Genomic DNA, 14,886 nt, shown 5'->3' on the forward strand with positions numbered 1-14,886 from the left:
TTATTTAACCAAATTTTCCAGAAATATAATCTTCTGTTTGTTTTTCTTTAGGATTCAAGAATATTTTCTTCGTATCATTAAACTCTATCAATTCACCTTGCAAAAAGAAAGCAGTTTTATCAGAAATTCTTGAGGCTTGGGACATATTATGTGTCACCATGATCATAGTATATTTTTCTTTCAGCGTCAAAAGCATGTTTTCGATTTTACCGCTTGAAACAGGATCAAGCGCACTCGTCGGTTCATCCAATAAAATAATCTCAGGATCAACTGCTAAAACACGAGCGATACAAACACGCTGTTGCTGTCCACCAGATAGGGACAATGCGCTTTTATGCAATTTATCTTTGACGTCATCCCAAACAGAAGCAGCTTTTAAACTATTCTCTACCGCTTCATCTAGTACTTGCTTGTCTTTCTCACCTTTCAAACGTAAACCATAAATCACATTTTCATAGATAGAAAATGGGAACGGATTTGGTTGCTGAAAAACCATGCCAATTTCTTTACGTAAGTCTACGATATCCGTTTTTGGACCGTAAATATCTTTACCTTTGTAGACCACACTTCCAGTAATCGTCACTCCAGGAATCAAATCATTCATTCGATTCAATGAACGGAGATAGGTCGACTTACCACAGCCAGACGGTCCAATCATCGCAGTGATTTCTCCTTGATTAACAGTCAAATCAATTCCCTTTAATGCTTCTTTTTTACCATAGTATAAGTGCAAATCTTTTGATGAAATAATTTCTTTTGTCATCTTGCTCCTCCTAACCAAAATGTCCAGAAACGTAATCTTCTGTTGCTTGAATTTTTGGTCGTGTAAAGATTTTTCTAGTCTCATCGTATTCAATCACTTTACCTAAGTAGAAAAAGGCAGTGTAATCACTGATACGGGCAGCTTGCTGCATATTATGTGTTACGATAATGATTGTATAATCGTCTTTTAAATTCACTAATGTTTCTTCAACTTTTCCTGTTGAAATCGGATCTAGCGCACTAGCTGGTTCATCTAAAAGTAAAATATCCGGCTTCATCGCAATCGCCCTAGCGATGCATAAACGTTGTTGTTGACCACCAGACAACGCTAAAGCACTTTTGTTCAAATTATCTTTGACTTGCTCCCAAAGGGCTGCTTGTTTTAAACTTGTTTCCACAATTTCATCTAGTTTTTTCTTATCTTTTACACCATGTTGTTTGAGGGCAAATGTAATATTCTCATAAATCGATTTACTGAATGGATTGGGACGTTGAAAAACCATACCGATCCGTTTACGCATTTCATAAACATCAACTTCTTTTGTATTCACATTCACATCTTTATACATGATATTCCCAGTTACTTTAGTATTTGCAATACCATCATTCATCCGATTTAACGAACGTAGATAGGTTGACTTACCACAACCAGAAGGGCCAATCAAAGCCGTGATTTTGTTTTTTTCAAACTCTAAATCAACTCCCTTGATGGCTTCATTATCACCATACCAAACATGTAGATCATCGGTATGCAAAGCAATCGGTTCTGGCAATTTTATGATATTTGTGTCGTTTAAATTATATTCTTTCATTCTGATTCCCCTAACATTAGGCTGATGTCATTCTTTTATATAATCTGTTTCCGATAAAACGTGCGCCGAAATTAAAGAGTAAAACGACTAAAATCAGAACAGCAGAAGCACCTGCAGAAACAGCTGCACCATCTGGCATTGTGCCTTCTGTATTGATTTTCCAAATATGAACAGCTAAGGTTTCAGCTTGACGGAAAATACTGATTGGGCTTGATACACTTAATGGATTCCAATTACTGAAATCTAAGGCTGGTGCACTTTGTCCTGCAGTATAAATCAAAGCAGCCGCTTCACCAAAAATTCTTCCCGAACTCAAGATCACTCCTGTTAAAATACCTGGTAAAGCTTCTGGAACAACCACTTTTAATACTGTTTCCCAGCGAGATAAGCCCAAAGATAAACCAGCTTCCCGTTGGGTGTAATGCACCGCTTTTAATGATTCTTCAACGTTTCTTGTCAATAAAGGCAGGTTGAAAAATGTTAACGCCAACGCTCCTGAAATAATTGAAAAACCATAACCCAGCTGTACGACAAAAATCAAGAAACCAAACAAACCAACAACTACTGAAGGCAGTGAGCTTAAAATTTCGATCGATGTACGAATCACATCCGTTACCCAGTTTTTCTTCGCATACTCAGATAAATAAATACCTGCACCTAACGAAATAGGAAAACTGATCAGCATCGTAATCAACAATAAGTATAATGAGTTAAATAATTGAATGCCAATACCTCCGCCCGCTTGATAGGCTTTAGAAGGTTTAGTCAAAAAGTCCCATGAAATATGCGGAATACCTCGAATTAGAATATAAAGTAGTAATGCTGCCAAAATCAGCACGATCACGCCTGAAATCGCATATAAAACACCTGTTGCAATTTTATCTGCTTTTTTTGCATTCATTATTTCAAGGCTCCTTTCCTACCAATGATTCGAATAATAATGTTAAAGAATAATGACATCAACAATAGGATCAAAGCAAGTGACCAAAGCACATTGTTTTCTACAGTTCCCATGATTGTATTCCCAATTCCCATTGTCAAAATACTTGTCAATGTTGAGGCTGGTGTTGTTAAACTAGACGGCATGATTGCTGCATTTCCAATAACCATTTGGATTGCTAAAGCTTCACCAAAAGCACGTGCCATACCAAAAACTACTGCAGTTAAAATCCCTGGAACTGCGGCTCTTAAAACTACTTTATAAATTGTTTGCCAACGTGTTGCACCTAAGGCAAGTGAGGCTTCACGGTAATGACGCGGAACTGCTTTTAATGCATCTACAGTCATAGTCGTAACAGTTGGCAGAATCATAACAAATAGTACAAATGTTCCAGCTAAAATCCCGAAACCTGTACCACCGAATATCGAACGGATAAATGGCACAATTACTGATAAACCAATAAAACCATAAACAACTGATGGAATCCCAACTAATAATTCAATTACAGGCTGTAAAATTTTCGAGCCTTTTTTCGGTGAAATTTCTGTCATAAAAACAGCAGCCCCAATTGCAAATGGTGTTGCAATAATTGCAGACAAAAACGTTACGATAAAAGAACCGGCAATCATAGGTAAAGCACCTACCATTGGTTTACCATCTGTTCCTGTTTCGCTTGGATTCCAATTTGTACCGAATAAAAAGTCAGACACTTTGATATCATTTGTAAAAAAAGTCGCTAAACCTTTACTTGCTACAAAATAAAAAATCGATAAAACAACCAAAACAATCAAAGCAATACAAAGAAAACTAATAAATTTCCCTCGTTGCTCCATTCTAGCGCGCTTTGATTTTGTTAATAATGTCTTCTGCACATCTTCCAAGAAAATTCCTCCTTAATTTAAAAGCGTAACGGGCTCGTTTAGCTCTGACAGTAAAATAGGAAAAATTGTCTGTGACGCTTTTTGTCACATCACATTTTTATCTTTTTTCCGAAGAGCTAGCCCGTGGAACTAGATAGCATTAAAAGCGTAACGGGCTCGTTTAGCTCTGACAGTAAAATAGGAAAAATTGTCTGTGACGTTTTTTGTCACATCACATTTTTATCTTTTTTCCAAATAAATTCCCATACGCTCAACACTTTTCATAATAAACTCAGTGTAACTTTCGAACATAAATTTGCGTTTAATAACATGTAAATCTTATGTTAAGTTTGTAAATTTTGTGTAAAGGTCGATTAATCAATGAGGTTTACTTGCCAATCTCGTTCCACTTCCATTTTAGAAACAGGAATATATCCTAATTGAGCAATAATTTTTTCCTGTACATCGTCTGACAACATAAATTCTAAGAATTCATCTGTTAATTGTTTTGGTTTTCCTAAAGTGTACATATGCTCATAGGACCAAATTGTCCATTTATTCGTTACAACATTCTCATCAGTCGGTTTTACCCCGTCAATACTTAATGTATTGACTTCATCATTAACATAAGAAAAAGCAGTATAACTGATTGCTCCTGGTGTATCTGCAACAATTGAACGGACCATGCCGCTTGAATCTTGTTCTTGGGCTTGAATTGCTGTTTTGCCATCTAATACCCATCGTTCGAACGTAACACGTGTACCACTTCCTGCTGCACGATTCAGCATGACGATCGGAATGTCTTTTCCACCAATTTCTTTCCAATTGGTTATTTCACCTAAAAAGATTTTTCTCAAGTTTTCCAATGAAATATCTGATACTCCAACATTTTTATTAACAATTGGCGTAATCCCTACTACAGCAACTTTATGATCCGTCAATTTAGATGCATCAATTCCCTTTTTCTCTTCTGCAAATAAATCTGAGTTTCCAATATCCACTGCACCAGACTGAACTTGACTCAATCCTGTACCGCTTCCTCCTCCTTGGACATTAACAAAACGCCCAGGATTTTGATTTTGGAACTCTTCTGCTGCTGTCTCAACTAAAGGCTGTAACGCTGACGAGCCGACCGCTGTAATCGATTCACCTCTATCAATCCATTTTGCGCAACCTGATAATGTTAGTACTCCAATTAGACTAAAAAATAATAGCATTTTCTTTTTCATTTATCTGATAATCCTCCAAACTCAATTCAATCAATTCATTTTAACATTAACTGTTTCAGTTGAAAATTATAAGTTTTCGAAGTGAGTGCTTTTTTTGAATAAAATAACAAAATAGACACTTCAAAAATTAAAAAGCACAACTGAATCTTCAGGTTGCACTTTTGGCATTAATTTATAACAATGGAGAGATCAGGCGAGCTAATCCTTCTTTCAATTTGATGAACATGCCGCGATTATGGTATTTTTCTTCTGTTAAAAGCTCGGATACTTTAGAATCTTCGTAAAAAGCATTTCTGACTTTTTCTGAAAATTTTTGATCATAAATAATTGTATTGACTTCAAAATCAAGTCTGAATGAACGAACATCGATATTCGCTGATCCAACAGAAACAATACCGCCGTCAATGATCATTGTTTTGGCATGAATAAATCCATGTTCATACGTTTCAATAATAGCCCCATACTCCAACAGTTCTGCTGAAAATGAATATGTCGCCCAATAGACTAACATATGATCCGGCTTATTTGGTATCTGCATACGTACCTTGACACCCGACAGTAAAGCTAATTTTAAGGCTTCATGAATCGAGGCATCTGGTATATAATATGGTGTTTGAATCAAAATTTCTTTTTTGGCTATTGAGATCATTTTTAAATAGGTCATCTTGATTTGCTCATGTTCTGAATCTGGACCACTAGTCACTACTTGAACTGCTTTTTTTCCATCAGAATAAATAGGAGGGAAATAAGCTGAATCGTAGCTCAACTCTTTTCGATGTTGTGAATTCCAATCCATCAAAAAGCGATTTTGTAAGCTGTAAACAGCTTCACCATGAATTCTTAAATGATTATCTCGCCAGTATCCAAACTTTTTAACTTCACCAAGGTATTCATTCCCAACATTAAAACCGCCAGTATAACCAATTTTACCATCGATGACCACAATTTTTCGGTGATTCCGATAATTGATTCTTGGGTTTAAGTACGGAACAAATAATGGAAAGAAGAAGGCAATTTCACCACCAAGTCTTTTTAGCTCCTCAAAAAATTTCATGTTTACTTGCGTCGAACCCCAAGCATCTAGAAGTAACCGGACTTTTACATTTCTTCTCACGGCATTGATTAATTCCTGACGAATTTCTTTGCCCAATGTATCGCCACGGTAAATATAATATTCCATATGAACGTGGTCTTTGGCTTGTCTGATATCTTTGATCAAACCGTCAAATTTTTCTCTCCCATCCGTATATAAATGAACCTCATTATTGGTGGTGTAAAGAGAACTTTCAAATACGGTCAGCATATAGATCAGCTGCTTTGAATCCACCTCTCCTGTTGGCGGATGAGGAAACAATCCCCTTAATAATGATTGTTTCTCTGATTGAATTTCAGCATTCATACCGATCTTAGCTTGCATCTTCATATCAAATATCTTATCTTTTGAAATACCTCGGCCTAAGAAAATATACAGAATAAACCCTAAAACTGGAATAAACATCAATACAAGTAGCCATGACCATGTTTGAGCTGTTTGTTTCCGTTCACGAAAAACGATAACCAACGATAATAGCATATTCGCAATAAAAATAATAAAAAATAAATTATCATATAAAAATTTCATTCATACACCCCAATCACTTCACTCGTATATTCCCCAATAAAGCATAACGAACTTATGAAAATAAGTAAAGAAAAAGCAGACAAAAATGTCTGCTTTGCCCTTATTAAATTTTTAAGAAACGACGCATAGAAATGATCGACCCAAGAGAGCCTATTGTCATTCCAATCACTATCATTAATAAATCAATCTGCCAAACAAATGATTCAGGTTTTAATAATGAATAGTTTGAGCTTAGGAGTTGTGGGTTGAACAACGTGTAGAATTGTTGATACCCAAAAGTCAGTACCAAAATTGGGATAATTGCGCCAATTAAACCGATCCAAGCTCCTTCTATAAAGAATGGCCAGCGGATGTAACCATTTTTAGCCCCAACCAAACGCATAATTTGAATTTCTCTTTGACGAGAAAGAATCGTAATACGAATCGTATTAGAGATCAAGAATACTGCAACAAACAATAGTAAGATTGCAGCGCCCAACCCCCATGTTCTAACTTTACCTGCAATACTGAAAATTTTATCTGACGAAACACCACCATAATCGGCTTTAAAGACATTCGGCAATTTAGCTGCTTTATCAGAAATTTCTTTCGTATCTGACGGCTCTTTGGCACTTACATAATAAACATCATACAATGGATTGCTATCACCTTCGAATAAGTTCCACGCTTCACCCATTTGTTTTTGGATTTTCTGTAATTGCTTATCTTTATTTGAATATGAAATAGTTTCAACATTGTCGATTTTATTTAATTCTTTTTCTAATTTTTGCATTTCATCGGGTGTTGTACCGATATCCACAAAAACAGAAACTGTTACGTTTTCTTCGATATCTTTTGCTAATTTTGTTGCATTAAAAATCACTGCCATAAAAAGTCCAACAAGAACTAAAGTAATCGTAACAGCACTAGCAGACGCAATTGTCATCCACCCATTACGTTTTAAACTTTTGATACTTTCTAGGACATGAGAAAAGAATGTTCTAATCATCGTAGCCATAGTCTCCTTCCGCTTGGTCTCGAATAATCCGACCATTTTCAATGGCGATTACGCGATGACGGATCGTATTTACAATCGTGCTATTGTGTGTGGCCATTACAACCGTTGTTCCTTGTGCGTTAATCCGATCCAATAGTTTCATGATTTCCCATGAATTTTCTGGATCAAGATTTCCAGTTGGTTCATCAGCAATTAGCACTTTAGGTGTATTTACGATTGCTCGAGCAATTGAAACACGTTGTTGTTCCCCACCAGATAGTTCACTTGGGAATACTCTGACTTTATGTTTTAAGCCAACAAGATCAAGAACTTCCATTACTCTCTTCTTGATATCTCTCGGCTTACGACCAACAACTTGCATAGCGTAAGCAACATTTTCGTAGACAGTCTTTTTCGTCAATAATTTATAATCCTGAAAGACAATACCTATTTCTCTTCTAAGGTAAGGAACTTCTGAATTTTTTATTTTCATTAAATCATGACTCGCAACTTTCAAACGTCCTTTTGTAGCTTTTTCTTCACGGTACATCAATTTGATAAATGTTGATTTTCCGGCCCCAGAAGGTCCTACAACATAAACGAATTCACCTGGTTTTATTTCTATTGAAATATTTCGGATCGCTGTTGTACCATTCGAATATTTCTTCATTACATCTTTCATTTCAATCATGGCGCACTCTCTCCATCTCTGTTTTCTAGGCTATCAATCATTATAACATGACTTTGTTTCAAGGCTCTTTCAACAGTTTACAATTTTGTTTCATTTCTGTGAATTGATCAATTTAATTTTTGTTTTAAGTAGGCATCAATAAAACCATCTAGGTCTCCATCCATTACTGCCTGTACATTTCCCGTTTCATAATTGGTACGATGGTCTTTGACCATTGAATACGGATGAAAGACATAAGAACGAATTTGTGAGCCCCAACCAATCTCTAATTGCTCCCCACGTAATGATGCAGCTTCTTGCGCTTTTTTATCCATCTCCAATTGATAAAGTTTTGCTTTAAGCATTCCCATCGCTTGTTCTCGGTTTTTTAATTGTGAACGTTGCGCTTGGCTGGCTACTACTGTTCCAGTAGGGATATGTGTGATTCGAACAGCTGATTCTGTTTTATTGATATGCTGTCCGCCTGCTCCGCTTGCACGATACGTATCGACTTTTAAATCGTCTGTATTGATATCGATCTCTACGTTTTCATCTAATTCGGGCATAATATCAACTGAACAAAACGAAGTATGACGGCGTTTAGCGGAATCAAATGGTGAAATGCGTACTAAGCGATGAACGCCCTTTTCAGATTTTAAATATCCATACGCATTATATCCTTTGACCAGAAGCGTAACACTTTTGATGCCTGCCTCATCTCCTGACTGGTAGTCTAATGTCTCTACTTGAAACCCGTGACTTTCAGCCCATCTGGTATACATCCGAAGCAACATACTGCCCCAATCTTGGGATTCTGTGCCGCCAGCTCCTGGATGAAGTTCCATGATAACATTATTTTTGTCATATGGCTCGTTTAAAAGTAAAGAAAGTTCATAAATACTTAATTTTTCTTTTAAAGCTAGCAATCGTTCTTCTAATTCTTCTTGAGTATCTACATCATATTCTTCTTGTTGCAACTCACTCATTATTTCCAATTCTTCCAATTCATCAGCAAATTGATGAAATTGTTGAAATTTTTCTTTATAAGAATTAGTTTCATTGATCAATTGTTGCGCAGTTTCAGAATTATCCCAAAAACCAGGCTCTGCCATTCTGTTTTCAGCCTCAGCAATGTCTTCTTCTAATTGATCTAAGTCAAAGAGACCTCCTGAAACTTGTGATTGATTGGTTCATTTCATCCAAAAGAGTTCGAATTTCAGCATTTTCCATGATATTGATCTTCCTTTCACTTTCTACACTTTCTTACACAACAAATGAAGGCGAGGCAGATGCCTCACCTTCATCAATTTTTAAAGACCTTTACCGTGGCAATTTTTATATTTTTTACCACTACCGCATGGACAAGGATCATTGCGGCCTATTTTTTCATCAACATGAATTGGTTGCTTTTTAGCACTTGTGTTACTTTCAGGTTCTTCTTCATCTGATGGATGAACAGCTTCACCTTGCGCTACTTGCTCACGTTGAACATTTTGACGGATTTCTGATTTCATGAATAGACGAGTTACTTCAAATTCTATTGCTCCAATCATTTCTTCAAACATGTTGTATCCTTCTGTTTGATATTCAACTAATGGATTGTTTTGTCCATAGGCACGTAAACCAACTGATTGGCGTAATTGATCCATTGCATCGATATGGTCTGTCCATTTTGTATCAACAACACGTAGAATAACAACTTTTTGGAATTCCAAAATTTGTTCTGGACCATTTAATTGTTCTACTTTGACATCATAAACTTCTTGAGCACGTTTTACTAGATACGCTTTGATTTCTTCTGGCGATTTGCCTTCTACATCTGCTTTAGAAATAGAGTCTTCATGAACTAATGTTGATGAAGCGAAATCAACGATACCATCAAGATTCCAATTTTCTTTCTCTAATTGTGTATGGCTATCTACCACACGAGTAATCGTACGTTTTACCATATTTAATAATGTTTGAGTCAACTCTGTATCTTCCATAATAACTTCTTGACGTTGTGCATAGATAACTTCACGTTGTTCACGCATCACATCATCATATTGCAAGACATTCTTACGTGTATCATAGTTATTCCCTTCCACACGTTTTTGAGCTGATTCTACTTGTTTGCTTAACATTTTACTTTGGATCACAGCATCTGATTCTTCAATGTTCATACGATCCAAGAATGCTTTGATTCGTTCAGAGCCAAAACGTTTCATCAGGTCATCTTCTAACGATAGATAGAATTGAGAAACCCCAGGATCTCCCTGACGACCAGCACGCCCACGTAATTGATTATCGATACGGCGTGATTCGTGACGTTCCGTACCAATAACGGCTAAACCGCCAAGTTCGATAACACCAAGACCAAGCTTGATATCTGTACCACGACCAGCCATATTGGTAGCGATCGTTACCGCACCTTTTTGACCAGCATTCATAATGATTTCAGCTTCTTTAAAGTGGTTTTTCGCATTCAATACTTCATGCGGTACCTTTTCTTTATTTAATAACTCCGATAATAACTCTGAAGTTTCAACAGCAACTGTACCAACTAAGACTGGTTGACCATTATGGTAACGTTCTTTGATGTCTTGAACAACTGCTTTGAATTTACTTTCTAGTGTTGGGTAAAGTAAATCTGCACGGTCATCACGAATGATTGGACGGTTTGTCGGAATTTGGAAAACTTGAATATTGTAAATTTCACGGAATTCTTCTTCTTCTGTTTTAGCCGTACCTGTCATCCCAGCTAATTTTTTATACATACGGAAATAGTTCTGGAATGTGATAGTTGCCATTGTTTTTGTTTCGTCTTCGATTTCTACGCCTTCTTTAGCTTCAATCGCTTGGTGCAAGCCATCTGAATAACGACGGCCATCCATGATACGACCAGTAAATTGGTCAACGATCAATACCTTGCCTTCTTGAACAACGTAATCAATATCACGAAGCATGATAAAATTCGCGCGTAATGCTTGATCCATATGGTGCGTCAACGCTGTATTTTCAATATCATAAAGGTTATCTAAACCAAAGTTTTCTTCAGCTTTTTCAATACCCGCTTCTGTTAAACTAATTGTTTTAGACTGAACATCGATTTTATAATCTTCTTCTTCTTTTAAACGTTTAACAAAAGTATCTGTACGTGTATAAAGTGCAGTTGATTTTTCTGCTTGACCAGAAATAATCAATGGTGTACGGGCTTCATCGATCAGAATTGAATCAACCTCATCTACAATCGCATAATTTAGCGGACGTTGTACCATTTGATTGCGGTAAACGACCATGTTATCACGTAAGTAATCAAATCCTAATTCATTATTTGTACTATAAGTAATATCGCAATTATAGGCATCACGTTTTTCTTCTGATGTTTTTGAATTGATATTCAATCCAACAGTTAGACCCAAGAAATTGTACAATTCACCCATCTCATCTGAGTCACGTGTTGCCAAATATTCATTGACTGTTACGACATGGACACCTTCGCCAGTCAATGCATTCAAATATACAGGCATTGTAGCGGTCAAGGTCTTCCCTTCACCCGTTCTCATCTCAGGGATATTTCCATCATGTAAGACTATACCACCCATCAACTGAACAGGATATGGATATAATCCTAAGACACGTTTGGCTGCTTCACGGACAACCGCAAATGCTTCTGGTAATAATTGATCCAGTGTTTCACCTTTTTGATAACGAGCTTTGAACTCGTCTGTCTTCGCTTTTAATTCATCATCACTTAATGCAGCAATAGCTGAAGCGTGAGATTCTACTTGATTGGCAATACCCTCCAAGCGTTTTAGTTCCTTTTTATCATTTTCGATCATCTTTTTTAAAAAATTAGCCATGTTTTAAGTGTTCCTTTCAATAAGCTCTATTTATTTTTTGCACTGAATGCACAATCATCCTGTCCATTTTATCACTTCTTGGTAAGAAATGAAATAACTTCTCTTAATATTAATAATATATTATGTCATTTTTTATGTATATAGACTTAAAACAAGGAAAAGAGACTTCGGCAAAACGTATGCCGTCCTGCTTCAGTCTCTTAAAAAACGAATATCCGAGTATCACAGACCTCGATAACAATTTTTCTAAAAATATCTATTTGAGTACAAAGCAACTAGAGATTTTTAGCTTTTCCTCATTAAATCAACGTCAAATGATCTGATCTATTCAATTTAATCTGTTTCGATCAAACCATATTTCCCATCTTTACGACGGTAAACAATGCTAGTTCCGTTTGTTTCTGAGTCTTCAAAGATAAAAAAGTTATGTCCTAACATGTTCATTTGTAAAACTGCTTCTTCACTATCCATTGGTTTCAATGAAAGACGTTTTGTACGAACAATGTCTAATTCTGGCGTTTCATCTGGTGTCTCTTCACCGTTCAAGAAAATTGCTGCTTTAGCAGTATTCATCCCTGTTTCACGAGATTTACGGTTAATTTTTGTTTTAAATTTACGAATTTGTCTTTCTAATTTATCGACAACTAAATCAACACTAGCATATAAATCTGGTGATGTTTCTTCGGCACGTAAAACTAAATAAGGTAGAGGAATAGTAACCTCAACTTTTGCTGTTTTTTCAGTATAGACTTTTAGGTTCACATGAACCGTAGCTTCAGGTGAATCACTGAAATAACGTTCTAGTTTACCTACTTTTTTCTCTACATAGTCTCTTATCGCTTCAGTAACTTCGATGTTTTCTCCACGCACATTATATCTAAACATAACGATTACCCCTTTCATCTACTGCTAAAGAAGGAATAAAAGGACCACTCTGTTATCCTTCTTCTTGATTCTATTATAACGAATTATATTACTTTTGCCAACAAAATTGCGGTTGATTTTTTATTTTAATCGTTCTTCTATCTTGCGAGCGAAAACGTATCCAGTTTTGAAGGTGTATTTTCTAAAATAACTTGAGCTGCATGAAAAAGTGTTCTTCCTGTTGTATAAATATCATCAACTAAAAGAACTTCTCTCGCGATGATTGCTTCTTGCCCTTCTTTCGTCAATTTGAAAGGTTGTTTCAACGCCATTCGATCTTTTCTTGTTTTTTGTACTTGAGAGTCTCCGTCTATAAAACGTACCAGATAAGGCTGGTACGCAATATTGGCTGCATCTAACAATCCCTCAACTTGATTAAAGCCTCTGACCTTCATTCGTTCTGTTGAAATCGGCATCGGAATCACTAGAACATTCTTTTTTTTCTTAAAGTAAGCCTGCAAAAATACTGCAAAACTATATCTAAGCCTATAATTTCCTCTAAATTTATATTCTTCAAACCATTCTTGCATTGTTTTATTATAGACAAAAAGAGCTTCATGATGAAAATCATATTCTGGATAACATCGTTGCCACATTATACAATCATTACAATATGGCGTAGTTGACAACTGACGTTGACATCCTAAACAGCTACCTTTTTTTTCCAATAATTGGAATCCTTTAGCACACGATAGACACAATTGTTCTGCTGCTATTTTTTCAGGCAAAAAAATTTCTTTGATTGTTAGATTTCTACTAATCATTTGACCACAATAGTTACATATCATCTATCAACCCTCTTTCAATACCTAACGTATTCATTTTTTTGATTTGCTTGATCGCTTCTTTCATCGCTTTTGTACAACCGTCATGTAAAAACCAAACCTCCCCAGCAGTATAATCCATTCGACGATCAACTCGCCCTGCGATCTGAACAAGCGCAGATGTTGCAAATACAGGATGATTTGCGCCTAAAACAATCACCGAGACACCATCAAATGTTACACCGCGTTCTAATATAGTTGAAGTCATCAGAATCCGATATTCTTTGTTTCTCATCTTTAAAACTTTTTCTAATCGCTCTGGATCTTGTGAATGAACATAAGCTAAAGGTACTTCAGGAAATTTCTTTTCAACAGCTTCTTTGAGCTGTTCCATTAAAGAGATACTGGGACAAAAAATCAGTACATCATTTTTAATCACTAGTGAGTGAATTTTAGCTACTAATGCTTTAGGTGTATTGCCTTTTTTGATTTTTTTATACCATTGATGACACCATTTTATTTTGGGAACCGGTAAAATTCTTCGGTGATATCGCGCTGGCAAAATGCTAGTCTGTAATTCATTTTTATCTGTTTTTTTAGTTAGCTCTTTGGTTGGCGTTGCAGTGAGATAGACAAGTGAACTATTTTTTTTGATTGCTTGTTTTACGCCATACTGCAATAGTTGATTGCCAACAAAAGGAAATGCATCTACCTCGTCGATAATCAATACATCAAACGCATGAAAGAAGCGTAATAATTGGTGCGTCGTACAAACTAGCAATTTAGTATAACGATAGCATTCCTCCATCTTGCCATGAAGTAGTATCGCAGGTTCTTCTGGAAAAACAGTATGTATTCTAGGAAACAGTTCCAGACATACGTCTACTCTAGGTGAAGCAATTGCCACTCGATAACCGCATTCTAAAGAATAATGGATCGTTTTAAACAGCATTTCCGTCTTTCCGGCACCAGTAACTGCCCAAATCATTCTAGATTCATGATTTTTTATCGAAGCTAATAAGTCATCTGAGACTGCTTGCTGTCCATCCGTAAGTGTCCCATCCCAAGCAAAATGAACTGTTCTTTTGACAGGTGTTGGTTCTGGCAAATAATAAAATTTCTGGCTAGTATCCACTCTGCCTAACTGGATACATTTAGGACAATAATAATGTTCTGTCACTAATTGAACTGTATTCTTACTATGAATCTGACCACAACGCAAACATTGGATTGTTTTTTCACTCACTTCTTGCATAGTCAATAATTTTTGACTCTTTTTTTCGATGTTTTTGATAGTTTCAATTTCTTTTTTTAAGACTTTTCTTCCCCATAATTCTTGCATTCTTCCCTCCTTATTTAAACTACGCATTTTCTACTTTATTTTTTTATTTTTTTCAAAAAAAGGGTTATCATTTTTTCCATTGCAAAAAACTCGACCCATTCACTTTTCCAGCAAATTAGTCGAGTTTTTAGTTAAAATGAGGCA

Annotated in this window: 13 protein-coding genes; all 13 read right to left on the reverse strand. The window is 36.0% G+C overall.

What is annotated here, in order from left to right; genetic code table 11:
- Positions 1-4 precede the first annotated feature (4 nt).
- Positions 5-763: a phosphate ABC transporter ATP-binding protein PstB gene (gene pstB, locus AC4BC4_RS10405; RefSeq protein ID WP_438756720.1), complete on the reverse strand. Its 759-nt coding sequence runs from the start codon at positions 761-763 to the stop codon at positions 5-7.
- Between the two features lie 10 nt (positions 764-773).
- Positions 774-1,574 carry a phosphate ABC transporter ATP-binding protein PstB gene (gene pstB / locus AC4BC4_RS10410; protein WP_438756721.1) on the reverse strand — a complete coding sequence of 267 codons (801 nt, stop codon included), beginning with the start codon at positions 1,572-1,574 and terminating at the stop codon, positions 774-776.
- 16 nt (positions 1,575-1,590) lie between these two features.
- Complete coding sequence (gene pstA / locus AC4BC4_RS10415) at positions 1,591-2,475, reverse strand: phosphate ABC transporter permease PstA (protein WP_438756722.1); 885 nt, start codon at positions 2,473-2,475, stop codon at positions 1,591-1,593.
- Entirely contained in the window at positions 2,475-3,395 is a 921-nt protein-coding gene (gene pstC / locus AC4BC4_RS10420) for a phosphate ABC transporter permease subunit PstC (RefSeq protein WP_438756723.1), read from the reverse strand. The genes pstA and pstC overlap by 1 nt, the downstream gene beginning before the upstream one ends.
- A gap of 353 nt (positions 3,396-3,748) precedes the next feature.
- Positions 3,749-4,603: a phosphate ABC transporter substrate-binding protein PstS gene (locus AC4BC4_RS10425; RefSeq protein WP_490475642.1), complete on the reverse strand. Its 855-nt coding sequence runs from the start codon at positions 4,601-4,603 to the stop codon at positions 3,749-3,751.
- 172 nt (positions 4,604-4,775) lie between these two features.
- Positions 4,776-6,224, reverse strand: a complete 1,449-nt coding sequence (gene cls, locus AC4BC4_RS10430; RefSeq protein WP_490475643.1) for a cardiolipin synthase — start codon at positions 6,222-6,224, stop codon at positions 4,776-4,778.
- A 103-nt stretch (positions 6,225-6,327) separates the two neighbouring features.
- Entirely contained in the window at positions 6,328-7,212 is an 885-nt protein-coding gene (ftsX, locus tag AC4BC4_RS10435; RefSeq protein WP_438758816.1) for a permease-like cell division protein FtsX, read from the reverse strand.
- Positions 7,205-7,891, reverse strand: a complete 687-nt coding sequence (ftsE, locus tag AC4BC4_RS10440) for a cell division ATP-binding protein FtsE (RefSeq protein ID WP_438756726.1) — start codon at positions 7,889-7,891, stop codon at positions 7,205-7,207. The genes ftsX and ftsE overlap by 8 nt, the downstream gene beginning before the upstream one ends.
- 107 nt (positions 7,892-7,998) lie before the next feature.
- Positions 7,999-9,100 (reverse strand): peptide chain release factor 2 gene (gene prfB / locus AC4BC4_RS10445; RefSeq protein WP_438756727.1). Its coding sequence is split into 2 segments (ribosomal slippage): positions 7,999-9,027 and positions 9,029-9,100, totalling 1,101 coding nucleotides; the frame shifts between segments, so codons are not numbered across the junction.
- A gap of 80 nt (positions 9,101-9,180) precedes the next feature.
- Entirely contained in the window at positions 9,181-11,712 is a 2,532-nt protein-coding gene (secA, locus tag AC4BC4_RS10450) for a preprotein translocase subunit SecA (RefSeq protein WP_438756728.1), read from the reverse strand.
- Positions 11,713-12,045: 333 nt separating this feature from the next.
- Positions 12,046-12,597 carry a ribosome hibernation-promoting factor, HPF/YfiA family gene (gene hpf, locus AC4BC4_RS10455; RefSeq protein ID WP_010760772.1) on the reverse strand — a complete coding sequence of 184 codons (552 nt, stop codon included), beginning with the start codon at positions 12,595-12,597 and terminating at the stop codon, positions 12,046-12,048.
- 137 nt (positions 12,598-12,734) lie between these two features.
- Positions 12,735-13,424, reverse strand: a complete 690-nt coding sequence (locus tag AC4BC4_RS10460; protein ID WP_490475644.1) for a ComF family protein — start codon at positions 13,422-13,424, stop codon at positions 12,735-12,737.
- On the reverse strand, positions 13,414-14,742 hold the full coding sequence (locus tag AC4BC4_RS10465; RefSeq protein WP_490475645.1) for an ATP-dependent helicase ComFA: 1,329 nt from the start codon (positions 14,740-14,742) through the stop codon (positions 13,414-13,416). The genes AC4BC4_RS10460 and AC4BC4_RS10465 overlap by 11 nt, the downstream gene beginning before the upstream one ends.
- Positions 14,743-14,886 lie beyond the last annotated feature (144 nt).

Source organism: Enterococcus sp. AMC1086, from assembly GCF_058216575.1.

Bases quoted from the DNA above. Each gene is read 5' to 3' on its own strand.
- AC4BC4_RS10425 (WP_490475642.1), bottom strand. From the start codon at position 4,603: ATGAAAAAGAAAATGCTATTATTTTTTAGTCTAATTGGAGTACTAACA.
- ftsX (WP_438758816.1), bottom strand. From the start codon at position 7,212: ATGATTAGAACATTCTTTTCTCATGTCCTAGAAAGTATCAAAAGTTTA.
- AC4BC4_RS10465 (WP_490475645.1), bottom strand. From the start codon at position 14,742: ATGCAAGAATTATGGGGAAGAAAAGTCTTAAAAAAAGAAATTGAAACT.
- secA (WP_438756728.1), bottom strand. From the start codon at position 11,712: ATGGCTAATTTTTTAAAAAAGATGATCGAAAATGATAAAAAGGAACTA.
- ftsE (WP_438756726.1), bottom strand. From the start codon at position 7,891: ATGATTGAAATGAAAGATGTAATGAAGAAATATTCGAATGGTACAACA.
- pstB (WP_438756721.1), bottom strand. From the start codon at position 1,574: ATGAAAGAATATAATTTAAACGACACAAATATCATAAAATTGCCAGAA.
- hpf (WP_010760772.1), bottom strand. From the start codon at position 12,597: ATGTTTAGATATAATGTGCGTGGAGAAAACATCGAAGTTACTGAAGCG.
- pstB (WP_438756720.1), bottom strand. From the start codon at position 763: ATGACAAAAGAAATTATTTCATCAAAAGATTTGCACTTATACTATGGT.
- AC4BC4_RS10460 (WP_490475644.1), bottom strand. From the start codon at position 13,424: ATGATATGTAACTATTGTGGTCAAATGATTAGTAGAAATCTAACAATC.
- pstA (WP_438756722.1), bottom strand. From the start codon at position 2,475: ATGAATGCAAAAAAAGCAGATAAAATTGCAACAGGTGTTTTATATGCG.
- cls (WP_490475643.1), bottom strand. From the start codon at position 6,224: ATGAAATTTTTATATGATAATTTATTTTTTATTATTTTTATTGCGAAT.